The following is a 26,386-nucleotide window of genomic DNA, read 5'->3' on the forward strand; positions in this document are numbered from 1 at the left end:
AAATGGGGTCAGAAAATGTATTTTTATTACATTTTCTGATTTTTTTTTGTGTGCTATTGTAGTAGAATTAAGTTTGTTTTTGGAAAATGTTTGGGGTAATGAGATGAATAATAATTTAGATAATATATTTTTGCTTTGTAGAGAGCGTTTATATGAGAGGGAAATCCATAGTGACACATTTCTTAATTCTGAGATAGACTATGTTGCTGTTAAAGAGATAATGGCTATGAATTCATTATCAGCTTTTTTGTATAAACCATTAAAAGCATATAATGATAATAAGAAAATAATAGATGATGATGAACTAGTTGGATACGGACAATATACGCAGATGGTTATGCTTCATGAAATCAAGAAAAACCATGCAATTCGAATGATATGCAATGAAGCTGAAAGAAGAGGCCTTTATTTTGTGTTTTTTAAAGGGATTCTTATTGCGGATTTGTATCCGCAGTATGCAGAGCGTACAAGTTCGGATAGTGATATTCTTGTTAATGATGTAGAAAAAAATGATGCAGAGCAGCTTTTAAATGATTGCGGATATGTAAAAGATGAAGAAAGCTCCAAGAATCATGTGCAGGTTTATTATAATTCAAAGTTCGATCATACTGTTGAGCTTCATACGAGATTGTGGGAGGATTATGAAGGACCCAGGATTAATGCTTTAAAAAAAATGAAATTGAGCTGTCCTGAGACTAATATAAGGACTACAGCCTGTGGAATAGAAGTTAATACGCTCGGTTATGAGAAGCACCTTGTATTCCAGCTTTTTCATATTATTAAACATTTTAGTCTTAATGGAGTAGGAATCAGGTACCTTATAGATATTGCTTTATTTGTTAATAAGTATTTTGATGAGATAGATTTCGATGTATTCTGGAATCATATGGATGAACTGGGATATACCAAGTTTGTTGAGGCTTTCTTTAGGCTCTGTATTACAGAGCTTAAGATGACAGATAAGGTATTTGCTAATCATAATGCATCCTTCGATTATAGTGTGGAGGATCTTAAAATCGATCTGCTTAAGGTGGGCAATATCAATGACAAGGAGGCTGGATGGCAGATTATGGGGGCTATGGAGGCATATTTTACAGGCGAAGCTGATGTTCCCAGATCAAAGCTTTCAAAGCAGTTAAGTATGATGTTCCCCTCTGCAAAAGCAATGCCTAAAACCTATGAATATGCGAGAAAATACCCGATTCTTTTGCCATTTGCATGGATGCATAGAGATATAAAGTACTTGATAAGGAAGTCTGCGCAGAAGGACGAGATGTATAGTGTAACAGAAAAGATAGAAGTAGCTGAAAAAAGACTTCGGCTTATTGAAGAACTTGGGCTTACAGAAAAATGATTTTATCCCACATTCAAGCAGCGAAATAATTGCTTTGTATGTGGGATATTATTTGAGTTAGGGAATAGTGATATGGGAAAAAGAGTAGTAAATCATAATATTAATTTATTAAAAGTTATTTCATGCATTGCGGTGATCATTCTGCATACTTCTGCAGAGCATTTGTTTGAGGTAGAGTATGGTAGTTATTCAAGCATTGTTATGAACGCCGGACATGGTTTAACACGCTTTGCAGTGACAACATTTTTTTTGATCACGGGGTGTTTGTATTTAGACGAAGAATATCATATCAAGGACTATAAGCGATATTTTGCTAAGATAGGACATTTTGTTTTTCTGTATTTTTTCTATGCTTTGGCTTATAGTGCATGTGCTATGGTTTTCTCCAGGCAAATGGAAGCTAATGTTCTGAGAACTGCATATAAAATAGTAGAGCATGCGCTGACAAGTCCAAAGTATCATTTATGGTATTTGCCTGCATATGTAGGAGTATTGATTGGAATTCCGGTTCTGAAACGTTTTGTAGGATCAGAGAATCAAGATAAAAGAGAAATAATAAGATATGCTATAATTCTTATTTTTATAACCATGTTCATCAATAGCCTGGGTGCATTTAATGACTTGGGTATGAGCAAATTAACAGATATGGTATCAATGTTTCTATCAAAGCCTTTTGCGGGCTGGCTCGGAGTATGTCTTATTGGATTCTATATAAAAAAATATTCTTTAAAAAATTATTTTTTTATTTATATCGCAGGAATCATCTTATTCATATGCTCTATGGTGGCCTCATATAGCTTTTTTGGAAGGATTGAAACAGCCTTTTATGATAATCTGACATTCCAGACCACAGTTTTTGCATGTGTGATATTCGATTATTTTGTTAATCGCTTTCAAATTAAATGCATGGATAGAATAGTGTATTTTATTGATAAATTATCAGAACTGACTTTGGGCATATATTTGATTCATCCATTATTATTAAACGTATTTGGTGCTGTTGGATTTGATTCTATGATGTGTAATAGCTTAATTGCTATTCCTGTAGTATCTTTGGTGGCATTTGGTCTTTCGGTTATTGTTGTGGCAATTATAAAGAAGATTCCGTTTGTTGGGAAATTGGTGGTTTGATATGAGGTGGCGCAAGAATTATACAAAATTTAAATTACAGCAGATAAAATGGGGGATAGATAACCAGATAAAGGGTTATAAGAAAAAGGCTGATGAGTCCGAAGAATGTAGATACTCTACCTTTGGAAAAACGGATTTTCTTCTATCTTATCTGTTATATGGAGCTGAATCTGAGGACTATTTTAGCTTTCAATTTTATAAGGTGAAGAATCCTTTCTTAAGGAATCATCATGTTAGCAGAATAAGACTTAATTTTCTGAAGAGTAAGGCAAATACAGATGAGGCAGTCAAGTTCTTTAATTCTAAGGTTTCCTTTAACGAGTATTATAAAGATTTCCTTGGTAGGAAATGGTGTAATCCTCTAGAGATGACTGAAGATGAATTTGTTGGCAGGATGAAGTCTGATACTAACGATATTTTTGTTAAGGTTCTGGATGGCTTTGGGGGAAGAGGAGACTATAAAGCAAAAGCAGATGAGAATTCATTAAAAGAAGTATATAAGAATATTACGGAGAGCAAAGCAAAATATATAGTTGAGGAATACTTCTATCAGGATGGATTTTTCCATGATGTTAATCCGTCATCTCTGAATACGATAAGGGTAACTACTGCAAAAAACAAAAGGGGTATACAGGTATTTTTTGCTTATTTCAGAGCTGGCGGCGCCGGATCTCAGGTAGATAATCTGCACTCCGGAGGAGTCAGCTATCCTATAGATATTACTAACGGGCAGTTATGTATGGGACATACTTATAAAACGAGTAATATTGAATATCATCCTTCTACCAATACTAAGGTTGCAGGTTATGTTATTCCGAACTGGGATGAGATAATTAAGTTTGCCAAAAAACTCCATGGGATGGCTCCTGAAGGTGCTAACCTAATTGGATGGGATTTCTGTGTTAATAAGGACAAAATTATCGTGATAGAGGGTAATGCAGGTCCGGGATTTCCGCAGGAAATAAACTTTAAACAGAATACCTGGAAGAAGGTAAGAAAATATCTTGATGAGTTATAGTTATAAAGTAAGCGCTAAATATTTAGGCGGATAGCGATCATCACTAGACAAGTTCATAATGGATTTAGCAATGAACATTTTACTACGATGACGAATTGAACATCATCGTACATCGTACATTTCACTACGATGAGAAAGGAAATCATATGTCGAATCCAAGGAACAAGCCAAAATCTGATGCTGAATGGTACGATCTTATCATGGATTGCCGCAAGTGTGGTCTTTCTGACGCCCAATGGTGTAAAGCCCATGATATTGCTACCAGCACCTTTAGTTACGCTATCAAACGTCTTCGTGAGAAATCCTATGGGATTCCAGAACGCATAGACGATGATATACATGACCTTACCCTGCCAAAGCAGGATGTGGTCAAAGTGGACATCGTTCCCGATGTCCAGTCACCTGTGGAATACATTCCTGAGGTGGCACCGCACATTGACAATTCACATATGATAGAGATCGAAATAGGTCGTGCTAAGATATCACTTTGTAACGGAGCGAATCCGGAGCTTGTATCAAAGACCATTATGGCTTTGAGGAGGTTCGCATGATCGGCGATATAACAGCTGCGGATGAGATTTACATTGTCTGCGGCTATACCGACATGAGGAAGTCCATAGATGGTCTGTGTGCAATAGTAGAGGATAAACTCCACATGGATCCAAGAAACCGTGCTCTGTATCTTTTCTGCGGAAGAAGATCCGACAGGTTCAAGATGCTCCTCTGGGAGCCGGATGGCTTTATTCTGTTCTACAAAAGGTTATCAGCAGAGCAGGGACGGTATCGCTGGCCCAGAAACAAGGACGAAGTACGCAACCTTACCTGGCGTGAGTTTGACTGGCTTCTCTCAGGTATCGATATAGAGCAGCCTAAGGCCATCAGGGCGTCTTAAGGAATTTATGCCAGATTTTGTGCATGTTTACCCAAAGCCCCTTTAATGGATTAATACAGAACCGTTCTTTCCGCCTTTTTGTCACTTTGCCGATATTAATTGCCAGCAGCATCTGATAAAATCTATATGTCAGAGACAGGAGGCAGCAAGTGGCTAAGGATTCAAGAGACCAGCAGCTTATCGAGCTGAAGGACACGATCAAAGAACTGAATAGCACGATCAGGAATCTCAATGCACTTATCGACGCTGCCAACAAGCGTGAGGAGGAGCATGTCCAGAAGGAACAGGCACTCCAGGAACAGATCGAGTATCTCACCAAAAAACTCTTTGGAAAATCCAGCGAGAAAAGGCATGACGATTTCGAAGGACAGATGAGTCTCTTCAACGAAGCCGAGGCTGAAAAGACAGCCCATGACCCGGAAGAGGAAGAATTCGTCACAGTCGAGAAGCATACCCGTAAGAAAAAGTCATCCTTTAAGGATAAGTTTGCAGGCTTTCCGGTACAGAAGGTATATCTTGATGTGCCGGAAGACAAACGTATCTGTGATGAGTGTGGAACGCCTCTTGAAAAGATCGATGAGGAGTATGTCCGCAGGGAAATCGAGATAATAAAGCCTTCTGTCAAGATCATCGAATACTACAGCATCAACTATGGATGTCCAAAGTGCAAGAAAGAAGCTGAACATCCTTTTATCCTGAAAGGGAGCGTTGAACACCCTCATCTGCTTCACGGAATGGCATCAGCCGGAACACTCGCATGGGTAATGTATCAGAAGTATGCAAACTCTATGCCCCTGTACCGGCAGGAACGTGATTTCAAGAGCCTCTTTGGTATAGAGATATGCAGAGGAACCCTTGCAAACTGGATAATAGATAATTCCGAAGAGTTCTTCACCCCACTCTGTGACTACATGAAGCGCAAGCTTATATCAGGAAGATACGCCATGGCGGATGAAACTCCCGTACAGGTTCTTAAAGAACCCGGCCGCAGACCTGAATCCAAGTCCTACATGTGGGTTTTTAGATTCGGGGAGTTCGATGAACAGCAGATAGTGCTGTTTCACTATTCCGAGACCAGGGCGGGTGATAATGCCAAAGACTTCCTGGACGGGTTCCACGGATACCTGATGACTGACGGGTACAGCGGATACAACAAACTTAAGGACTGTACCAGAACGTCCTGCTGGGCACACATCAGAAGGTATCTGATAGATGCGATCCCTAATGGAAAGCAGTACGACCATACGCAGCCTGCAGTACAGGGACTGGTCTATGTCGATAAGCTCTTTGCCATGGAGAAAAAGATCCATGAGAAAAAGGGCGTTACTTTTGATGCAGTCAGGAAATACCGCGTTGAAAAAGAGGCTCCTGTGCTTGAAGGATTCTGGAAGTGGCTTGATGCGCAACACGCAGCCAAAGGAACCAGAATGTATAAAGCACTCACTTATACCCAGAACAGAAGGCCATTCCTCGATACATATCTCTAAGACGGCGGTTGCAGTTTCAATAACAACACAAGCGAAAGAAGCTGCAAAGCTTTTGTCATCGGACGTAAGAACTTCCTTTTTGCTGATACGCCTGACGGAGCCACTGCAAGTGCACTTGTTTACTCGCTGGTTGAAACAGCCAAAGCAAATGGTGCTGATGTTTATTACTACCTCAAATATCTGCTCACAAAGACTCCGACGAATCTGATCAGCGATGAAGAACTTGAAAAACTGTGTCCATGGGATCCTGAATGTAAGGACGCTTTGGAACAGCTCCATCATGCAGATCAGAAAGCAATCTTCGATGCGATGTGATCTAAATCATATGTGAATTGTCAAGGTGCTCCAGTCTCACAAGAGGCTGGGGTATATTTTATGGGCAAAAGCCCTTGTACCTAAAGTTGGTTTGTGGCGGTCATGCGCTACCGCCTGAAAATTTAGTGCTTACGTTATAAAAGGATAAAAAACCACATTGAGGAAGTTATCTCAATGTGGTTATTTATAATGTTTATTGCGGGTTATCTATATTCTATGTTGTATTTTTGATTCATTTGGAGATCTGGGTTTATCGTAATGGGAAAGGTATGATCTATAATATTCAATTCAAATAGAGAGTTACAAATTCGTTCCCCTATGTAATTTGAATGAGGCCAATTATCATTTTTTTCGCTTTGTGTTACTGTCAGGGTCATACTGGTTGCCTCACTCTGTATGTTGCTAATTATTTGATTCATGATATCGTTATCTACTTGTTTTGCGCTTGATGGATTTATGTTATACATTATAGATTCTTTGAATGTTTTATCTTTTGAATAAGTTAAACTTATTAATGCTAAACAAAACAAAAGCAGAATATAAACTGATTTATTGAAATACTCAATAATAATGGCCAAACTGATCAAAGAAATAATAAATGAATAAAATACAATACCATACAAAACACCAATTCTTTTAATGTATGAAGTACCAGTCTTTGCGCATAACAATATAATAAATAAAGAATCGGCAATGGCACATAATGCACAAATGATAAGAGTTTTGTTAATTTGTGAATCCTTTTCTTTTAAATTATTTTTTGAATATAATAAAAGTGCACCAATAATCGATAAAAGAATGATTAATCCTGTAGGAACATTTAATATGTGAAAGTTGCTTGTAAATGTTGAAATGGATTCGGATAGATTAAATGTAGTTCCTACATCATGAGCACGAGAACCAGTACCTTCTAATAAAACCAATAGACTCCAAAAAAGAAAAATGACTATTGAGTACCACTTTGAATGAATATAATTAGTTGGACTTGTTTTTGCTTTTAAAGTACGAATGAAACCATAAACAAATTCAAGAGATATTATTATAATGGATATACCGGTTGAAAATAGATTTGAAAAAATACTGAAATACCCTAATACCATCAAAAGGCAAAGTTCAACTTTTGATGATTTGATTTTGAAATTATGGCGAATAAGATACATTATTAATATGCAGTTTAAGATATTTGGGACAGTATAGTTATAAACGTAATTAGGGTCAATTTCATAAAACATAAATCGATTGTTTGTGTTTTCTACTTTGAAAATAGAGAAATGAAAAATGATAAACAATGATGTTAATAGAAAAAGAGCAGCAAAGGAGATGTTTGGGAAAAGATATTTTATTAATTTATAGAATTCATAAAAATATAAAAGGACAAAAATAGATAGTACAACGCCATAGACAATAGATATACTATAAATAAAATCTTTTGTTGCAGGATATACGAAGTGAGTGGATATTCTTGCCATTATGGGCTGAATCACTTCAGGAAATACTTTTCCTGGGTTATATTCGTTAGGTGAAGGAATGGGTTTGCGCAGATGACCAATGTATGTCCAATCATCTGCGGCGTAAATAATTAAAGGATGAATTTTAGTAAAGAATATCACGAGAAAAATAAATGTGATAAGGAAGAAAAAGAATACGGCTTTTTCTTTAATTTGGTTTTGCTAAACATATGGTGCCTCCTAAATAATGTTACTTCTGCAACTGTATAAGATACAGGATTCATTATTTTTATAAATTGTTCGTTTATTTTTTTAAGAAAAGAAAACGTATCCGGTTATTACATGTAAGATCAATGATTTTTTCATAAACAATAGCAAGAATAAGAGCTACTATCAATACAACGATCGGAGCAATCCATAAATAATAATTGCTTTCAAGGTTCAAGGATTTTGCTATCTTTTCAACTATACTTATGATAAATGGATGTAATATATATATCATTAGTGAGTATCGCTCTCCAATAACATTAAATGGTTTTAAGTAAATATTGGGATGGGATAATGCCAATATAAAAAGACTTATAGACCATAATGTGATAGCTATTTGAAGAAATGGAATTGGTTCGCTAAGTGCTGTTATTGTAAAAATAATAATAGCAAAAAAGGACATACATGCAGTGGCGATAATAATACTGTTATGTATTGTTTGTGTCACGTCTTTATCCTTCAGATAAATTCCAATAAGAAAATATGGTAACGCAGTAAACCAAATATTATTATAATAGTCCCATCCAAGATCCGTAGTGTGAATATAATATTTTGCTATTAATAAAAGAGGAATCAGTAAGTAAATATATCTCCATCTTGGAATCTTGTATATAATCCAAAAAAATATGTATGAGAGAAGAAGTGCATACAAAAACCAATATGGACTACGACCACCAAAGATATCAGTGTTTTGTATCAAAATAAATTTTATAAGATTATTAAATGTAAAATGGCGAGAGATAAAATCTGGAATGCTAAGTTTTCCGTTTCCAAAATGCGAAATTATGATATTCCAAATGCAATATATTATGGATATAACAAAACATAGTTTAAACATTCTATGAATTTTTTTGATAAGTGATTTATTTGTATTTTCGACAGAGTTTTTGCATAAGAAGTAGCCGGAAATCATGAAGAAAACAGGAACTGCGTAACCGCCAAGAGAAATAATGAGTTTTCCGAACATATCAGGAAAACATATATGCATGAAAACTACAAAGAAACATCCTGTCCCTTTAAGTGCATTTAAACAATCGTATTTCATACTAGAAATTCAACTCCCAAAATTATGATTCTCTGAATATCATATAATTATAAATAATGAAGAAGCATTCCTGCAATTGAATAAGTTACAGGATTCATCATTTTCATAAACGTCGCATTTTTACCATTATAAGCTTTGAGGTACTTTCCGTTTTTCCAATTTGGGAAAGTGGTAACAAGCTTGTCCCAATTGGCTGCAAGAGCCTTCTTTCTATCATACTTATCATCAATGTGCGCCATTCTCTTAAGTGAACTGCACAGAAGAATTCTGGTGTAGAGAAATTCAAGAGCATCTTTGTACTCTTCAAGAAATCCCTTTTCCTGATAAAATGTATAAATGTCATCAAGTATCTGAAGAATTTGCATGGTTCTAAGTGTCTGATGATTATTGATTGATGTTGAACGCTGCACATAATGAACAAATGGCTGTTCCACATAGCAGATCTTGTTTATAAAGGGCACAAGCTTGCAGTAGAAGTTAACGTCCTCATAAATAAGTCCCTTGGGGAACTGCACGCCTGTTGAGAGCAGCCATTCTGTTTTGTAGATCTTATTCCATACTACAGAGCGACCATTCATTATCATTTCTTTTTTATCTGTGATATGCTCACCAATCTCAGTATCTTCGCTATTATCAAAGGTATGATGAAGATTACATTCAACGATATCGGCAGATTCTTTAATAGCCTCGTTATACATAACTTCATACATATCGGCATCAACGTAATCGTCAGAGTCAATAAAACCTACATATTCACCTTTTATATGTGAAAATGCATAATTTCTGGCATCAGAAAGACCACCGTTTTCTTTGTTGAGAATAACGATGCGGCTGTCCTTTTCTGCGTATTGCTGAAGTATTGATAGTGAACCATCTGTAGAACCATCATTAACAGCAAGAATCTCGATATTCTTAAGGGTCTGGCCGGTAAGAGTATCGAGACATTTTGCTAAGTACTTTTCCACGTTATAGATTGGTACGATTATGCTGATTTTTGGACTGTTTGAACTCAAAATATATCCCCTGTTTAAGAAAGAGTGATGAACTTTGCATCCTCAAGCTGTTTTAAAAATTTCTCAATGCCGGCAAGACATGTGGCTTCGTCGACCTCATACATTTCAAGCATCTTATTAAGAATCTCGCCAACAGTTGTCTCTGTCTGTATATTATCCCAAATGTCTACGGCAGTACCACGAAGCATGAAGTATTTTCCTGTTTCAAAGTCGATCATGACCTTGTCCCCTGCCATATCTGTGACATCAATGTGTTTGATTAATGTTACTTTAGTTCCCTTATCCATAAAATATTACTCCGTTAAAAATGTAATTGTTGTTTTTTCAGCCGTAATTATATATTATGTAATCTGTCTCAAAAATAATGACATAATACATCTGTGTATTTTATCACAAATTGCTAAAACTAAAAAGATATTAATTATGAACGAAAAAGAAAAACTAATCTATCAATTTATAGAACTTCAAGAGATGGCAGCCGGATGCGGTCCCAAGGAAACGGTTTTTGACAATCCTAATTGGGATATGCTCATCTGGCTTAGCAAGAGAAACAAGTGCGGACTACTGTTTAATAATGTTGTCAATAAAAATCCTGTGGTATTTCATATAGATGATGAGGCTCTGGATAAGTGGAATTCTGACTCGAAAAAGGAGTTTGTTGAGGCTTACAACATGTTTAATGAGTTTAAACGTGTTATGGCAGCCTTTGATGAGAATAACATAGACGTGGTTATACTTAAGGGATATGTTATTGCAGCTTTGTATCCAAGTATTTTTCAGAGATACAGTAGTGATCTTGATATTAAACTGGAACCTGAGGATAAGATGAAGGTGAGAAAAGTTCTCACAAGAGACCTTGGATTTGTATGGGATGAGGCTGACAGCAAAGAAAATGTTGATATTTACTACAACAATGACCTTAAGATAGAGGCTCATTATACCCTTTGGGAGGATTACGAAGGAGAGAATATCGAGATTCTTAAGGCTGAGAGGATGGATGATCCTGCTACGCTGATTGACGTGGATGTTGCAGAAGGGGTAAAGGTTAAGGCACTGGGGATCACAGAGCATCTCATTCTGCAGATGTTTCACATAGTAAAGCACTATATCCTTGAGGGAATAGAGAGCAGATATTTTTGCGATATTGCTTATTTTGTAAATAAGTATCAGGATGAGATAGATTACAACAGATTCTGGACTGCTTTTGAAAAAATGCATTTTGATGAGTTTTGTGTGATATATTTTACAGAGTGTATAAAGCATTTCGGAATGACTGATAAAGCTTTGGCTGGAAGGAAGCAGCAATTACCAGAAGATGAATTGGCTTTTTTGAATGATATCATATTCCTTGGCAAGAGGGATATTAATGATACTGCGGATTACAGCCTTTTGGGAATATTGTCTCCCTATGTTAATGGAGGTAAGAAATCTGCAGAAAGTAGGAAGGGAAGGGCATTACAGGCGCTTTTTCCCTCAGTGAAGGATATCGATAAGAAATATTCTTATTGCAAAAAGTATCCGATACTCCTTCCGATAGCATGGGTACACAGAGCCTTTAGGACAATTTTCTTTAAGCTGACTAAGGGCGGTAAGGTTTACGGTGCAGGGCGAAAGCTTAAGGAGTCTGAGTACAGAATTCAGATGATGAAAAATGCAGGAATAAAGTAATTAAGGATAGCAACATGAAACTGGTTTCGGTCGTAGTACCTGCTTACAACTGCATATTGTCTATAGATCGTTGCATAAATTCACTGCTGGCACAGACCTACGAAAACATTGAGATCATTATAGTTGATGATGAATCAACTGATGGCACATGTGATAAGTGTCTTGCATTTGCCAAAGATAATTCCAGGATTAAATTCCATTCTGTTAAACACTGTGGTGTTTCTCAGGTGAGGAATGAAGGCCTTACGTATGCATCGGGTGACTATATTATGTTTGCTGATGCAGACGATTATGTTAAGGACAGCTTTGTTGCAAAAATGGTTGCTGCGATTGAGGCGGATCCTGATTGTGACATGGCTATTTGCAGTTATAACAGGGTGGTTTATGGTGGCTTATATCCCATAAGATCCCTGACTGATGCCGGAATCATTACAAAGGAAGAGTATCTAATAAATACTCTTAAGGATCCGGGACATCATTATTTTGGGGTTCTTTGGAATAAGATTTTTAAAAGAAATATTATATGCGAAATGGAACTGTCCTTTAAAAAGGACATTACTCTCGGGGAGGATTTTGTTTTCTCCCTTAACTATCTTGAGAGAACAGGCAAAATCAACATCATAGACGACAGGCTGTATTTTTACTGCTATCAGAAAAATGATACTCTGTCCAGGATAATTCACAAGTCGTTGCAGGACTGCGAATGTGAGATGGATAACCGCGATAAGATATTCGAAAACTATATCGAGGCTATGGAGAAGGCAGGCCTGTATGACAGGATGAAAAAGAGGATATATCACTATTGGGTAGTGTTCCTCGTACGTCAAAGATATTCCCTCAGAACGGAATACAAGTGGGACAGAGAAGATAAGCGTCTGTGGAAAAAAGAAATACATCAGAATTCAAACATAAAGTCAGCACTTTGCATCTATTCAAGAAAAGAGGTACAAATGGAATATGTTGCCTTTGCAGGAGTTCAGACTGCCAAAAATGTTATGAAAAAGGTTATAAAAAAGGTAAGGGCTTAGCAAATGGGAAGCGTTATGGTGAAGGTAGTGCCATGGTCGCTTCCTGTTTTTGAAGTACATTCAATATAACCGCCCGAAAGCTCGATTATCATTTTGCAGATGGAAAGGCCGAGACCGGCTCCCTGCATACTTCCGGGATTTCTTGAGCTGTCAGACATAAAAGTCCTTTCGAAGATTCTTGGAAGATTCTCTTTCTCAATGCCTTCGCCGTTGTCACTTACTGAGATGATGACATGCTTCTCATCAACGGAAAGCCTGGCACCGAGAGTGATTCTGCCATTTCCGAAGGTGTGTCTCCAGGCATTTTCAAAAAGGTTATCTAATGCACGATTCATGTAATTCGTGTCTATTTCTATATTCCACGCAAATTCCAGTGGAACATCCAGTATTAACTGCATATTTTCATAACGGGGATTTAATTCCGTCATGAAGAAAAAGTCCTCAAGATAGTTGCCACAGGGGACAACAGAGGGTTTTAACAGATTATCGCTGGTGCTTAGCTTGGTGAGAACAAAGATCTCGTTTATCATATATTCCAAAGAGAGCGCCTTGGAGTTTATAAGGGTATAGAGCTCCGAGCGCTTTTTGTTATCTATATCATCTGAGCTCTGAAGATATTCTATTGCGCTTCTGATAGCAGCGATAGGAGATCTGAGATCATGTGATATATTTGAAAAAAACTCATTTTGTTCGGTGATAAGTCCACTTAGCTTATTGTTTGATTCGTATAGTGCTTTGGACAGATCCTCAACAGACAAAAAGGGTTCATTATAGGTTTGTTTTTTATTCTTTGTATTTTCAGACATTTTCTTTTCCTGCTTTATTTTGGAATTACAAATTTATAGCCTTTGCCATAGGAGGTTTCAAGGCAGTTTTCAAGACCGTTGTAGCCCTCAAGTTTTTTTCTTAAACGGCTCGCCATGACCATGATGGAGCGGCGGTCGCTTTCCTGATAGACACCCCAAATATGCAATCCGATTTTTTCAAATGAGATCACTTCTCCGGGAGAAGACACAAGCATGAAAAGTAGCTCATATTCACGGTTTGAGAGGGCTATCTCTGACTCATCATTGTAGAATACCTTGTGATCAAGCGGCTTGATTTGAAGCGGTGGATATGATATTGTATTTGCTGTTTTAGTATGAGTTTTTTTTCTTATCTGGAGTTTGATTCTGGCGGAGAGCTCCTTCAGACTATAGGGCTTTACCATGTAATCATCAGCTCCTGATAACAGACCGTCTACGCGGTCATCCTCAGAACCACGACCTGACAGAAGGATTATTGGTGCAGATGTCATTTTTTTCAATATGGGAACAGCGGTCAGACCGTCAGTTCCTGGCATCATGATATCAAGAAGGATACAGTCAGGCTTATGTGTGGATAGTGCTGAGATGGCATCGTCAGCGGTGTAGAATATATCAACCTGATAACCTTCACTGGTCAGATAATCACTGTTTATTTTTATTACATCTTTGTCATCGTCAATGAGCATTATGCTGTACATTAAAAAACTCCTTAGGTTAAAAAATCATGTTGGAATATCTCCTTCATACTAATAAATTATTATAGCTCAAAAATGATAGTTGATGATACCTATGTTTTGAAAAGGGGAAGTTATGAAGTTAAAAAAGTATTACAAAAAATATAAAGAAGATAAGGCCAGGGGGAAGGATTATTTTAAATGGCTTTATAAATATACCAGACCATATATGTGGAAGATTGGGATTTTGATGTTAGTGAGTATTTCTATGACCTATGTATCCATTGAATACGCTATTGCATCTCAGAAGCTTATTGATATGGCTGGTGGAGGTAAGATTACAGCCTCTGCAATAGCTGTATTTGTGACGCTTATGTTAGTGAATATGATTGTGAGCATGATAGTGGATATGTTTACGACCATGATGAATGAGAAGTACACATTCGGAATACGTAAACAAGTATTTGATAAGTTGCTATTTTCAGAATGGCTAGGAACACAGCACTTTCATACCGGAGATATGATGACCAGAATGACATCTGATGCAGGAAATGTTGCAAACGGTATGGTCAATGTTGTTCCTGAAATTATTGTGCTTATAATTCAGCTTATAGCTGTGTTTTTTACACTTTATGTTAATTCACCTTTTTTGGCTATTTTTGCTCTGTTTCTTACACCAGGTGGTGTGATTCTTGCTTTTATCATTGGTAGAAAATTAAAGCGGCTCCAAATCAAGGTTCAGGAATCAGAAACGGCATACAGATCATTTATTCAGGAGAGTCTTGCAAACATTCTTGTGGTAAAGGCGTTTTCCAATGAAGATATTTTTTCGGATAAGCTTGTTGGACTTAGGGAGAATAGATTTTTTTGGGTATGGAAAAAAACGAAGTTGTCTATCGGATCTAATGTTGTTCTGAATGGAACATTTCAACTTGGATATATGATAGCTTTTGTTTATGCGGCTGGACAGATTGCAAGAGGTGAAATAACGTTTGGTACAATGACGCTTTTTCTTACGTTGTTTGGAAGAGTACAGGCACCTATAGCAGCTTTGGCGCGGCAACTTCCTGGAGTGGTTTCGATTTTTGCTGCAGCCGGACGTATCATGGATATTCAGGACATTCCGCTTGAGAACAGATTAGAGTCTGTTGAGATGAAGGGGGCTGTAGGAGTTGAAGTTTCTGATGTTTCCTTTGCCTACGCTAAGGAAGAGATACTTCATGATGTATCCTTTGATATCAAGCCTGGAGAATTTGTTGCAATCATTGGTAAGTCAGGTATTGGTAAGACAACGCTTATTCGTGTGCTCATGAACTTTATAAATGCAAAGAAAGGTACGATTGAGTACTTTGATGAACATGGCACAAGAACCGAGGCAAGCGCTTCCGTGCGTGAATTTGTGTCCTATGTGCCTCAGGGAAATACTCTGTTTTCCGGAACTATTAGGGATAATGTCCTCATGGGTAAGCTTGACGCCACCGAGGAAGAAATGTGGGAAGCATTGGATATGGCTGTATGCCGCGAATTTATAGAAAAGCTTCCTGATGGAATTGATACTGTAATCGGGGAGAAAGGTGTTGGTATTTCAGAAGGCCAGGCTCAGAGAATTGCTCTTGCCAGAGCCCTCATCAGAAAATCCCCCTTTGTTATCCTTGATGAAGCCACATCTGCCCTTGATGAGCAGACTGAGTTTGAACTCCTGCAGAGACTTGGAGAGCTTTCACCTAAGCCCACATGTCTTCTCATAACTCACAGAACCAGTGTCCTTAAGTACTGCTCCAGAGAGCTTATGATCGATAACGGATATGTGACTATGCAGGATCTGTAAAAAGTTGATGTAATTTAATGTCAGTGCAGATAATCAGGATATGAAACTGATTGTTTGCACTGTGTTTTTGTAAAAGATTTTTAATAAAAAGGAGAAAGCTGTCAGTGGAAGTAACCAAGTATAAGATTGCTGATTTCGTAATAGAATTAAGGGGCGATTCTATCTATATGGATGAAAGCTTTGATCTGTTTTTGTGTAACAATTCTGAAAAAACAGACATGATTATTAATATAGAAGAAAAACGTCCATTTTTTCCAGAATATTTATGGAATAAGGGAACTAAAATTGGAATTTTTCATGTGTATAAGAAAAAAGATTCAATTATTCAATTTTTTCCCTATCAGACACATAAAGGTGTAAAGCTTGTAGAGTTAAAAAATGATTTCCATGAGGTTACGTATTACCTCTGCGATAAGATGGATAGCCCTTTCGTCAAGAGTATCGGACATGATGTTTATGTTGAAAGCATGCAGGGAGTTATTTTTAATCTTTTCAGAGAGACATTTTTTAACATGATTCTGTTCGAGAACGCTATGTCAATTCATTCTGCAAGTGTTATTGATGAGGATAAGGCGGTCGTTTTCTCGGCCTCCTCCGGAACAGGGAAAAGTACTCAGGCGAATATGTGGAACAGGGTTCTGGGCTGTGAGGTTCTGGATGGCGATGTTACAGTGTGCCGAGAAATAGACAATAAGCTCTATGTCTACGGATTACCCTGGTGTGGCAGTTCGGGCCAGTTTGTGAACAAAAAGGTTGAACTTGGCGCTATCGTGTTCTTGAAGCAGGCAAAGGAAAATAACGCAAGAATACCATCGCTAAAAGAAAAAATTGGCTACGTTTTTTCGTCAACCTTTAGTGAGACCTGGGATGAAGAGATGGCAAACAGGCGAGCTAAAATAACTGAAAATATAATTAAAAAGGCAAAAATTATTGAATATTCATGCAACATGGATGAAAGTGCAGTTGCCATTTTGAAAGAATTCTTAAGAAATTCTGAATATTAACTATTGCCTTGAAAGTTTATTTCATTTTTGCTATATTCTTTTACTGAAGTTTATAAAAAATTAATATTTATTTTTAGGAGTGGAATGATGAAAAAAAGTTATGTTAAACCGGTTCTTAACTCATCAATGGAGGGAACTCTGGAGGGAGTATACGCTTACGGTCAGGCAGGTTGCTTTGGCTTTGGTTGGAAACCTTGCAATCCTAGACCTTGTCAGCCTGAGAAGAGGTGCTCAAACAATGGTTCTGAAACACCTCAGTCTCGAAACAAAGGCATTTCTATAAGCATTGAACTTATTATTGGCTGGTTTTGCGGCCGCCGCTAATTTTTGATTAGTTTTGTGGCGTTGGTAATACGCCTTCGCCACAATTTTTTAAAGGTAACACACGATGAAGTACAACAATGAGTTTTCAGTTTGTGAGGTTGCCGGGCAGTCGTTTCTTGTCCCTACGGGGTCCAAGGTTATGGATGTGGACAAGATGACAGATCTCAACGAAACAGCGTTATTTATCATCAATACTCTCAAGGGGAGAGAGATGACTAAGGAGGAACTCCTGGACAAGATGCTTGATGAATACGATGTTGACAGAGAAACTGCTGAGGCCGATCTTACAGAGTTTATAACAATGGCTGAAAAGCTTGGGGTTATTCAGTCATGATGGAACAGTCCGGGGATCGCGAGAAGATGATACCTACTGATGCATGGATTCCGATTTATCTGGAACGACTTGCAATGGGGCAGAAGGTCAAGATAGGACCTTTTGGATTTAGTATGTATCCTCTGTTAGTGGGGAATCGCGATAGTCTGATTCTTACAAAGATTGACAGACCTCTTAAGCGCGGAGACATATGTCTCTACAGGCGTGACGATGCAATATATGTTACGCATACAATTCATCATATTGATGATTCGGGGATTTATTTTTTAGGTGAGAGCCAACAGGAGATAGAGGGACCGCTCAGGGGAGAGCAAGTACTCGCTGTGGCAGAGAGTTTCATTAGAAACGGACGTGAATATTCTTGTAATTGGGGAATATACAGATTTTTTCACGAACTATGGTTGCTGATGCGACCTTTTAGGATAAAACTTATAAGGATTTATAGGTTTGTCAGAGGTGTATGAATTAAAATAGTTGGATGAATTTTGGGGAGGCTATTTTGAAAAAAGTTTTGATGGTAGCGTCTTCCGGGGGACATATGGAAGAACTCACGAGATTAAAGAAAGTCATTTCTAAGTATGATTGCTGCTGGGTAACTGAAAAAAATGATTTTCAGACCTATGGTAAGGAACATGAAGTTAATTACTACGTAATGCAGATTAACAGAAGAGAACTTTTATTTCCGATAAAACTATTGATTCTGTTTGTAAAGGCATTTATTATCGTTTTGAGAGAAAAGCCTGACTGTGTTATTTCTACCGGAGCACTTATATCTTATCCTTTTTGCAGGATAGCCAAGTGGATGGGCAAAAAAAGTAATATTTATTGAGTCATTCGCAAGAGTAAATGAGTTATCGCTAACCGGCAGATTATTATACAATCATGTAAACCGTTTTATAGTTCAGTGGCCAGAGCTGTCAAGGGAATATGACAAGGCAGTAGTTGGAGGCGGTATATTTTGATTTTTGTTTCGGTTGGTACGCAGAAATTTCAAATGGACAGACTTATGAAACAGGTTGAGATTCTTGCTGCCAAAATGCTGGATAAGAAGTTTGTTGTTCAATATGGTAATTCAACTTTTGTCCCAAAGAATTGTGAATGCCATCAATTCATGGACAGGGAACTTTTTTCCAAATGTATTGATGAGAGTGAGCTACTTATCTTACATGGTGGGGTTGGAACTATAATGCAAGGGCTTAAGCACAATAAGCCGATTATTGTTGTTCCAAGGTTAAAGGAATTTCACGAACATGTTGATGATCATCAGATGGAGGCGGCATGGGCACTTAAGCATTTCAGATGTGTGCTCATTTGCATGAATGTCGAATATCTTGAGTATATGATAGGACATGCCAGTGATTATCACTTTCAAAAGTTTATTGAGCCTCAGCATAAGGTAGAGGAGCTTGTAATGGAATGTATTGAAGAAGATACAGTTCCGGTAAAGCACACATGGCCATTGCCAAAGAGAATTAGGAATTTCTTTTCACTTGGTCCTAAGAACTTAAGCGACAAAGAAATTGATAATCATAAAGGAATTTAACGCAGCGTCTTTTAAGATAAATGACTATCTTTGTAGTTTTAAGGAATGGTCTGATAGATCTTGAGACGCTGTTGTAGCGTTTAAAAAGAGGAGTATTATGAATCAGAAACAGAAGGGAATACAGACCTACGGTCTGTGGCTGCTTGATATAGCTTGTATATCGGTTACTTATCAGATAGCTACATGGGTGCGTTTCTCAAATAGGAATGACTGGGGAAGTAAGCATCTGCACTATGCTACACTCGTCATTTTTATATTGATCAGTACTCTCTACAGTTTCTTCAGAGACTGGAATGGGAACTTTATGCAGAGAGGCTATCGCAAGGAATTCTTTGCAGTAGCTAAGTACATTGCCGTAATGTTTGTGACTTCACTGACCTTTGCTTTCTTTTTGCAGTGGTCATATATTCTGTCCAGAACAGTAATATTTAACTTTGCATGGATGAGCTTTTTGCTTACTTATGCAGTACACATTGCTTATAGAAAGTTTCTGCTTAAGATTTATAATAACGGAACCTATGCTTCTCAGGTTGTTATAATTGCGGAGAAACATCAGATGAAGGGCATTATTGAGAATCTTCAGAGTCAGATGTGGAGTATGGATTACAACATCGTTGGCGCGGCATATGCTGATGTTAAGGATATCGATGCTGATGCTGAACCTGAGATGATCTGTGGAGTACCTGTTTTTGCAGGATATAAGAACCTCACAGAGAAAATGGTTACGCTTACTTTTGATGAAGTATTTATATGTGCTCCTAACCTTCCAAGGGATTACATTAAGCCTATGGTCGAGGGCTTTAAGGAAATGGGTGTTACAACCCACTACAGTCTTGATATTCCTGAGTTTGGCGCATCTGGCAATACCGGTAAGTTCTGTAACCATAATGTAATTACCTACAGTGGTCCTGATTACAGCTATAAGAAGATGTTCATAAAGCGTGCAATTGATATCTGCGGTGCAATAGTAGGGCTTATTCTGACAGCAATTATTACTGTTTTCGTTGCACCTGCAATATGGCTTGAGGATCATGGCCCTGTGTTCTTCTCACAGATCAGAATCGGTAAAAACGGTAGAAGATTTAAAATCTACAAATTCCGTTCCATGTATATGGATGCTGAGGAGAGACTTAAGGACCTTCAGGTTAATAACGAGATGAAGGGACTTATGTTCAAGATGGAGAATGATCCCAGAGTTACAAAGGTGGGTAAATTCATCAGAAAGACAAGTCTTGATGAATTCCCTCAGTTCTGGAACATCCTTAAGGGCGATATGAGCCTTGTGGGAACAAGACCTCCGACGGAGAAGGAATTTGAGCAGTACAATGAGTACTACAGGCGTCGTATCAGCATGACTCCCGGTCTTACAGGTATGTGGCAGGTGAGCGGACGAAGCGATATAGATGACTTTGACGAGGTTGTTAAGCTTGATCTTGAAGCTATTGATAACTGGAGCCTTGCTCTTGATTTTAAGATTTTGCTAATGACTATTGGCGCTGTATTTGCATCTAAGGGAGCTAAGTAACAGTTACCGGGGATTACCAATGAAAGATGATATACAGATAGTAAAAAGGCATGAGCATAAGTATTACATCAATTATGCAGAATACTATTATCTGAAGCAGTTATTGCAAACGATAATGGAACCTGATTTATATGCCAAAGAAAATGGGGAATACTACATAAGAAGTCTATATTTTGATTCTGTCGATAATACTGACTATTACACAAAATTGGCTGGTATTGAGAATAGAAAAAAAGTTAGATTACGAATTTATGATTTAGATACCGATAAGGTGAAGCTGGAAGTCAAAAATCGATTTAATACATCTATGAGTAAGGAATCTCTGACAATCAGTAGAGATGAAGCGTTAAAAATGATCGGCACAGATGCGTCTTTTTTAGATAAATATAGTGAAAAGCCTGCTATAAGAGTAAAGAACTATATGATTAATCATCTTTATTCGCCAAAAGTTATAGTAGATTATGAAAGGGAGGCTTTTGTCGATAACGGACTTGGTGTAAGAGTGACCTTTGATAAAAACATTCGCTGTGCATATTCTGACAATATGTTTGATAAAACACTTGGGCTCATTCCTGTTTTCAGAGATCCGGTTATGATTCTGGAAATCAAATTTAATAGGGTGTTACCTGATTATATTAGGGATGTTATATGTACAGGGAGAGCTCTTAATTCTTCAATAAGCAAATATTGTATGGCAAGAGGACTTGTTGGCTGAGAAAGAGACAAAATAATTTATGAATAAGAGAGAACTTTTATATTATCTGCTTGAGAATAATACAAATATTTCGATAGAAGAGATTGTCATTGGACTATGTATATCTGTATTTTTGGCTTTTTTTATTCACTTTGTGTATAGGAAAACATATACAGGCGTTTTGTATAGCAAAAATTTCAATGTTACATTATTACTTGTTACAGTTATAACAACGATGGTAATGATGATTATTGGTAGTAATCTGGCACTGTCACTTGGTATGGTCGGTGCGCTTTCAATTATCAGATTCAGGACTGCAGTAAAGGACGCAAAGGACAGTGCTTTCATTTTCTGGTCAATAGCTGTTGGTATCGCTTGCGGTTCTGGGATATATTCTATTGCTTTCCTGGGGAGTATTATAATTGCAATCATACTGTTTTTTATGAGCAAGGGAGTTATGGATGATACAACCTACCTTGTGATAATACATGCTTTGGCGCAAGCGGATGAAGAAAAGATTTCTGATATTGTGGAAAAGCATTGTGCCAAAGTGAATCTAAAAATGAAAAATACAAATACTTCTGCTGTTGACTTAACATATGAAGTATCCTTTAAAAAGGGAAAAGAAAAAAATATTACAAATGATATTATGGCTATTGGTGGAATAAATGCTATAAATATTGTTACTTATAATGGAGAAGTAGCAGGCTGATTAGTCATTGAAACTGAGGGGATTTGGTGAAGGATAATCTAATTTCGGTAATACTTACCGTTTATAACAGAGAAAAATGCTTAAATCGATGCATTGATAGTGTACTATCACAAAAAGATGTAAACCTTGAACTTGTCATAATTGATGATGGAAGTAGTGATAGTTCTCCGCAAATATGTGACAGATATGCAGCGACGAATGAAAATGTCAGAGTTATTCATAAAAAGAATGAAGGAATCAGTATAGCAAGAAATATGGGTCTTGATAATGCAAAAGGTGACTATATTTTTTTTATAGATGATGATGACTTTCTTCCCGAAGATGCACTTTATACCTTGTTGTCTTTGGCACAAAAACATGACACTGACTTGGTAATAGGGAATTATGCGGAATATAATGATGATATCAGTTTAAAACGAATCATAGAAATCCCTGAGAAATATAGTAATAAAATGATCTCTAATCGTGAAGCATGTGAATTTCTTCAACTGATTTATGAAACATATATTATTATCGTTAATTGGGCAAAATTATATAAAAAGAATGTATGGGATGGAATAAGATTTCCGGATGAAGTTATAAAAAGTGAAGATCAATTTGTTTTTCCTAAAATAATGGAACGATGTGAGAAAATTTATGTGACTGATAAGGTGGTTTACAATCAGGTAATGTCAGAGCATAGTATTACAAGGAGCAGTTATGATAGGCGATTTCTTTATCATCCTGAAGGGAATGCTGAGATTTTAAAATATTTACTGCAAAAAAAGTACTATGATTTGGCTCTGTTCAATTTTAGGGATGGAGCAAACAAATTGATGCGCTGCAATGATGTATTGGCGGATGAAGAGTGTGTGAATGAGATTCAAAGGTTGTATATGATATATCATGACTTTGCAGTATATTTATTACCGTATGCAAAATATCAAGATAAGTTCAGATTACAATTATTTATAAAGAGTTTTGGTTTTTATGCATCAGCTAGAAACATAAAGAAAAAATTGAAGTTTAAAAAGAATCGGGAGAGCAATTGAAACACCATTTTTTTTATAAAATATTAGCAGTATTATTTATGATACTGTTAATCTTTTTTTTGATTTTATGTATTGAAACGGAATATAAGAACGTAAAAAAATATGATGGAAATGATACGGAAGATACTCTGCTCATTAATGAAATAATGTATACCAATTTGGGGTTACAAAAGGATGCAGATGGCGATAGTAGTGGATGGATGGAAATATACAACTATGGACAGAAATCCGTAAATCTTTATGGTAAATGTCTTTACATCGGTGAAGATGGAATGACAAAATGGAAATTTCCGAATTATAAACTTGGGGCTGGAGAATATCTTATTGTTTGGACATCTGGGAAAGATAAAGTTACATCGAATGGAGAATTGCATTCTAATTTCCTGATAGATGCTAATGATAAAATATCTCTTTATGATGATTGTAATAATTTAATTGATGAATGGGATACTGACTTTAATGTACCGATTGGGTTATCTGTTGGGCGGCTTGCAAGAGACCCGCAGAAATTGGCGGTTTTTTCGAAGAGTTCACCAGGAGCTGCTAACAGGGCAAGAACAATCTACTCTATTTCTAAAATGGATGCTTCTCTGGAAGCTCCATCTTTTTCGCATGAATCAGGCATATATAATGACAAATTTGAACTAAGTCTTTATGCAGATGACTATGATTCAGTAATACTCTATACGTTAGACGGATCAGAACCTACTGAAAATTCATATATATATAAGGCTCCTATTGTTATCAAAGAAAGAAGTGATGAGCCTAATAAGTTGAGCGATGTCATTACTACAAATGACTATATAATGAAGTATAAGTGGGAAAACACATATAATTATAAATGCACCGTTGTAAGAGCCAGGACGATGAAAAATGGCGCACTATCTGATGAAATTGTAACCAAATCTTATTTTATTTCACCACAAACAACTTTTAATATAGTCTCACTTTCAGTAAATCAGGAGGATATGTTTGGCGATAAGTATGGAATATATGTTCCGGGAAATACTTATCAGTTATGGAAAAAGTATAATAAAGGTGTAACCAGTGACTTTTCTTCTCCCGCAAATTATTATGGCAATAAGAAAATAAAGGGATATGTTCAAATATTTGATAAAGACGGTGATATCTGCGCTGACGATGATGTAAAGGTTAAAGTAACAGGTGCAGCTTCGAGAAGTAATGCTGCAAAAAGTCTTAAGCTTATATCCGATGAAGATGGATTTGAGGGAGATATTTTTGAGGTATTGCCTATTTCTGATTTTTATAAAGGTGCAGATAAATGCGACGCTGTTACTTTAAGGGCAAGCGGTTCCGATTTTAATAAAACTATGTTTTGCGATTCTCTTGCTATATCAATTATTGCTGGAGAGATGAATGCGTCGTTTTTGGCTTCTCAACCCTCTGTACTTTTTATCAATGGAGAATATTGGGGGATACATAATATCAGAGAAGTTTGTGATGCGAATTATTTTTACAGACATTATGGGATAATAAGTGAAAATTTAAAGCTGATAGAGCTAAACAATGGTGCTGTTGGTGAGAAACGAGTAGAAGCAGGAACAGAAGAGGATATCAATGAATACTATGATCTGGTTGATTATGTTATAAAAAATGATCTGACAGATGAAGATTGTTATAAATATGTCAGCTCTAAGGTAGATATTGATAATCTGATAGATTATTGCATTTGTCAGATATATTTTGGTAATTATGATTGGCCGGGGAATAATTATCGTATTTGGAGAGCGGATCAATCTGACTCGGAATATGGTGATAATAAGTGGAGATTTGTATTATACGACTTAGATAGAGCTTTTTCGTATGCTGACTTTAATTCTATTGAATATGTTTTTAACGAGAACTATGGTGAAGAGATTTTAAATGGTATCTCACATTATCACGATGAAAATCGTGAATTATTCTACAGCCTTATAAAAAACAAAAGCTTCGAAGAGAAATTCTTTAACAGACTCGAAGCGTGTCTTGATACAACGTTTTCCTCTGAAAATGTCGTATCACAGATTGAAACCATGAGGGCGTTATATGCACCTGAAATGGAAGCACATTTTTCCAGATGGCATATTACTGATGGATGGTTAACAAAATTACGTAATATGATAAAATATAACTATTCTTACAATTACACATACACTTATGAAAACTGGGAAAAAAATGTTGAAGATATGAAGGCCTTTGCCAGGAAAAGGCCTGAGATGCTTAAGGAATATATAAAGCAGTACAGAGAACAACATGGGAAGAAAAAAGAGACCGACAATTGAATTTAGATTTTATGAGATTCCTCAGGGCCAGAGCTGTCTGGCTCTTCTTGGTGAGAAATGGATCAGGATATATGGGGAAGGGGAGAATTCCCTGCACTTCCATAATCTTTTTGAGGTTGGATATTGCAGATATGGCAATGGCGAAATAGTTCTGGATGAGAGAATCTGCCAGTATGAGACAAATATGTTCTCGCTTATCCCACCTAATTATCCTCACACCACTACAAGTAAGGAAGAGAATTTCTGGGAGTATTTCTTTTTTGATCCGGAAATAGTAGTTCAGCAGATTTATCCTGACAACACTCCAAAGCAGCGTGAAGCCATCCAGATTATAAATAAAAGGGCGGATCTTCTGTATGCTGATGAGGATCAGGAGATGGCTGAATTAATAAAGCGTATCATGGAGGAAATGAGGGATAAGAGGTCTTATTACAAAGAGACTACGCAGAATCTGATAAAGGCCCTGGTGTTCCTTATGATGAGAAAACATAAGCCCATGGACGCAGAAAAGCCTGTTATAACCGAGATGGAGAGTAGTGGCGACATGATGACCATTAAGCCTGCCATTGAGTACATCGAGGAGAAATACGCTGAAGAGATAAGGGCGCTTGATCTTGCCAATGCCTGCAATATGAGTGAAACACACTTTAGGCGCACCTTTGCTGAGATAATCAATATGGCTCCCATGGATTACCTCAATCTGGTCAGGGTACAAAAGGCCTGCGATACTATGAAGAAGACAGATCACTCTATGGAAATTGTTGCGGTGGAATGTGGTTTCGGCAATGTGTCGACTTTTAATAGGAATTTTAAAAAATACCTGGGCACTTCGCCATATCAGTGGAAGAAAAATAAGGATAATTATGCCAATAAGCTCCTTGACTACAATATTCACGCCTTAAAGGGCTGGTAAGGCTTAAATAAGCCAACTTAATCATTTAAGTTTATTAATATTCTGTTCAA

28 protein-coding genes and 1 pseudogene are annotated in these 26,386 nt (G+C 36.9%); 23 read left to right on the plus strand and 6 right to left on the minus strand.

The annotated features are described in order from the left end of the window. Positions 1–103 precede the first annotated feature (103 nt). The 7 genes and pseudogenes from G601_RS0114165 to G601_RS27365 all read left to right on the plus strand — a co-directional run bounded on the left by G601_RS0114165 (position 104) and on the right by G601_RS27365 (position 6,197). The gene (locus G601_RS0114165; protein WP_026665756.1) at positions 104–1,354 is read left to right on the plus strand and encodes a nucleotidyltransferase domain-containing protein; all 1,251 of its coding nucleotides are present in this window, start codon (positions 104–106) and stop codon (positions 1,352–1,354) included. A 72-nt stretch (positions 1,355–1,426) separates the two neighbouring features. Continuing rightward, on the plus strand, positions 1,427–2,485 hold the full coding sequence (locus tag G601_RS0114170) for an acyltransferase (RefSeq protein ID WP_026665757.1): 1,059 nt from the start codon (positions 1,427–1,429) through the stop codon (positions 2,483–2,485). Between the two features lies 1 nt (position 2,486). After that, positions 2,487–3,503 (plus strand): sugar-transfer associated ATP-grasp domain-containing protein, encoded by a 1,017-nt coding sequence (locus tag G601_RS0114175; protein ID WP_026665758.1) that lies wholly within the window; start codon positions 2,487–2,489, stop codon positions 3,501–3,503. A 146-nt stretch (positions 3,504–3,649) separates the two neighbouring features. Then, positions 3,650–4,054, plus strand: a complete 405-nt coding sequence (gene tnpA, locus G601_RS23400) for an IS66 family insertion sequence element accessory protein TnpA (RefSeq protein WP_051205871.1) — start codon at positions 3,650–3,652, stop codon at positions 4,052–4,054. Continuing rightward, on the plus strand, positions 4,051–4,395 hold the full coding sequence (gene tnpB, locus G601_RS0114185) for an IS66 family insertion sequence element accessory protein TnpB (RefSeq protein WP_026665759.1): 345 nt from the start codon (positions 4,051–4,053) through the stop codon (positions 4,393–4,395). Before tnpA ends, tnpB begins: the two co-directional genes overlap by 4 nt. Before the next feature lie 149 nt (positions 4,396–4,544). Continuing rightward, a pseudogene (gene tnpC / locus G601_RS23405) lies at positions 4,545–5,975 on the plus strand (IS66 family transposase); the annotation flags it as partial. A gap of 33 nt (positions 5,976–6,008) precedes the next feature. Then, positions 6,009–6,197, plus strand: coding sequence for a transposase domain-containing protein (locus G601_RS27365; protein WP_242834445.1), 189 nt, complete (start codon positions 6,009–6,011; stop codon positions 6,195–6,197). Between the two features lie 203 nt (positions 6,198–6,400). Here G601_RS27365 and G601_RS0114195 read toward each other — a convergent pair whose 3' ends face one another. From G601_RS0114195 to G601_RS0114210, 4 genes are all read right to left on the minus strand, one after another. Next, positions 6,401–7,807 (minus strand): hypothetical protein, encoded by a 1,407-nt coding sequence (locus G601_RS0114195; RefSeq protein WP_207638059.1) that lies wholly within the window; start codon positions 7,805–7,807, stop codon positions 6,401–6,403. A 142-nt stretch (positions 7,808–7,949) separates the two neighbouring features. Then, a complete protein-coding gene (locus tag G601_RS0114200) occupies positions 7,950–8,957 on the minus strand; it encodes an acyltransferase family protein (protein ID WP_026665761.1) in 1,008 nt (335 codons plus the stop codon). A 47-nt stretch (positions 8,958–9,004) separates the two neighbouring features. After that, on the minus strand, positions 9,005–9,970 hold the full coding sequence (locus G601_RS0114205) for a glycosyltransferase (RefSeq protein WP_035790803.1): 966 nt from the start codon (positions 9,968–9,970) through the stop codon (positions 9,005–9,007). A gap of 14 nt (positions 9,971–9,984) precedes the next feature. Next, positions 9,985–10,257 (minus strand): PqqD family protein, encoded by a 273-nt coding sequence (locus tag G601_RS0114210; RefSeq protein ID WP_026493693.1) that lies wholly within the window; start codon positions 10,255–10,257, stop codon positions 9,985–9,987. Between the two features lie 136 nt (positions 10,258–10,393). On the opposite strand from G601_RS0114210, the gene G601_RS0114215 reads away from it, so the two are divergent. After that, positions 10,394–11,638, plus strand: a complete 1,245-nt coding sequence (locus tag G601_RS0114215) for a nucleotidyltransferase family protein (RefSeq protein WP_026665763.1) — start codon at positions 10,394–10,396, stop codon at positions 11,636–11,638. A 14-nt stretch (positions 11,639–11,652) separates the two neighbouring features. Next, the gene (locus G601_RS25195) at positions 11,653–12,666 is read left to right on the plus strand and encodes a glycosyltransferase family 2 protein (protein ID WP_026665764.1); all 1,014 of its coding nucleotides are present in this window, start codon (positions 11,653–11,655) and stop codon (positions 12,664–12,666) included. Here the strand turns inward: G601_RS25195 and G601_RS0114225 are convergent. Further along, a complete protein-coding gene (locus tag G601_RS0114225) occupies positions 12,663–13,472 on the minus strand; it encodes a sensor histidine kinase (RefSeq protein WP_026665765.1) in 810 nt (269 codons plus the stop codon). The two genes, G601_RS25195 and G601_RS0114225, sit on opposite strands and share 4 nt — an antisense overlap. Before the next feature lie 14 nt (positions 13,473–13,486). Continuing rightward, positions 13,487–14,170 carry a response regulator transcription factor gene (locus tag G601_RS0114230; RefSeq protein ID WP_026665766.1) on the minus strand — a complete coding sequence of 228 codons (684 nt, stop codon included), beginning with the start codon at positions 14,168–14,170 and terminating at the stop codon, positions 13,487–13,489. Between the two features lie 112 nt (positions 14,171–14,282). Here G601_RS0114230 and G601_RS0114235 point away from each other — a divergent pair, with 112 nt between their 5' ends. The 14 genes from G601_RS0114235 (at position 14,283) to G601_RS0114295 (ending at position 26,336) form a co-directional block, all read left to right on the plus strand. After that, positions 14,283–15,974 (plus strand): ABC transporter ATP-binding protein, encoded by a 1,692-nt coding sequence (locus G601_RS0114235; protein ID WP_026665767.1) that lies wholly within the window; start codon positions 14,283–14,285, stop codon positions 15,972–15,974. 104 nt (positions 15,975–16,078) lie between these two features. Continuing rightward, on the plus strand, positions 16,079–16,978 hold the full coding sequence (locus G601_RS0114240) for a hypothetical protein (protein WP_026665768.1): 900 nt from the start codon (positions 16,079–16,081) through the stop codon (positions 16,976–16,978). A gap of 87 nt (positions 16,979–17,065) precedes the next feature. Next, positions 17,066–17,302, plus strand: coding sequence for a hypothetical protein (locus G601_RS0114245; RefSeq protein WP_026493700.1), 237 nt, complete (start codon positions 17,066–17,068; stop codon positions 17,300–17,302). Between the two features lie 64 nt (positions 17,303–17,366). Beyond that, positions 17,367–17,636 (plus strand): PqqD family protein, encoded by a 270-nt coding sequence (locus G601_RS0114250; protein WP_026493701.1) that lies wholly within the window; start codon positions 17,367–17,369, stop codon positions 17,634–17,636. Beyond that, on the plus strand, positions 17,633–18,100 hold the full coding sequence (locus G601_RS23415; protein ID WP_051205873.1) for a S24/S26 family peptidase: 468 nt from the start codon (positions 17,633–17,635) through the stop codon (positions 18,098–18,100). Before G601_RS0114250 ends, G601_RS23415 begins: the two co-directional genes overlap by 4 nt. 35 nt (positions 18,101–18,135) lie before the next feature. Beyond that, positions 18,136–18,465, plus strand: a complete 330-nt coding sequence (locus tag G601_RS23420) for a hypothetical protein (protein WP_242834428.1) — start codon at positions 18,136–18,138, stop codon at positions 18,463–18,465. Beyond that, the gene (locus tag G601_RS27455; protein ID WP_242834446.1) at positions 18,461–18,598 is read left to right on the plus strand and encodes a UDP-N-acetylglucosamine transferase subunit ALG14; all 138 of its coding nucleotides are present in this window, start codon (positions 18,461–18,463) and stop codon (positions 18,596–18,598) included. The genes G601_RS23420 and G601_RS27455 overlap by 5 nt, the downstream gene beginning before the upstream one ends. Further along, positions 18,595–19,179: a glycosyltransferase gene (locus G601_RS25200; RefSeq protein WP_051205875.1), complete on the plus strand. Its 585-nt coding sequence runs from the start codon at positions 18,595–18,597 to the stop codon at positions 19,177–19,179. Before G601_RS27455 ends, G601_RS25200 begins: the two co-directional genes overlap by 4 nt. A gap of 97 nt (positions 19,180–19,276) precedes the next feature. After that, positions 19,277–20,704 carry a sugar transferase gene (locus G601_RS0114270; protein ID WP_026665769.1) on the plus strand — a complete coding sequence of 476 codons (1,428 nt, stop codon included), beginning with the start codon at positions 19,277–19,279 and terminating at the stop codon, positions 20,702–20,704. Between the two features lie 19 nt (positions 20,705–20,723). Further along, positions 20,724–21,419 (plus strand): polyphosphate polymerase domain-containing protein, encoded by a 696-nt coding sequence (locus tag G601_RS0114275; protein ID WP_026493704.1) that lies wholly within the window; start codon positions 20,724–20,726, stop codon positions 21,417–21,419. A gap of 19 nt (positions 21,420–21,438) precedes the next feature. Then, positions 21,439–22,110 carry a DUF4956 domain-containing protein gene (locus G601_RS0114280; protein WP_026493705.1) on the plus strand — a complete coding sequence of 224 codons (672 nt, stop codon included), beginning with the start codon at positions 21,439–21,441 and terminating at the stop codon, positions 22,108–22,110. A 26-nt stretch (positions 22,111–22,136) separates the two neighbouring features. After that, the gene (locus tag G601_RS0114285) at positions 22,137–23,141 is read left to right on the plus strand and encodes a glycosyltransferase family 2 protein (protein WP_026665770.1); all 1,005 of its coding nucleotides are present in this window, start codon (positions 22,137–22,139) and stop codon (positions 23,139–23,141) included. A gap of 38 nt (positions 23,142–23,179) precedes the next feature. Then, entirely contained in the window at positions 23,180–25,423 is a 2,244-nt protein-coding gene (locus G601_RS0114290) for a CotH kinase family protein (RefSeq protein WP_026665771.1), read from the plus strand. Then, a complete protein-coding gene (locus G601_RS0114295; RefSeq protein ID WP_026665772.1) occupies positions 25,395–26,336 on the plus strand; it encodes a helix-turn-helix domain-containing protein in 942 nt (313 codons plus the stop codon). The genes G601_RS0114290 and G601_RS0114295 overlap by 29 nt, the downstream gene beginning before the upstream one ends. Positions 26,337–26,386: the final 50 nt, after the last annotated feature.

The sequence above is a fragment of the Butyrivibrio sp. FC2001 genome (genome assembly GCF_000424125.1).
GTDB lineage: Bacteria > Bacillota > Clostridia > Lachnospirales > Lachnospiraceae > Butyrivibrio.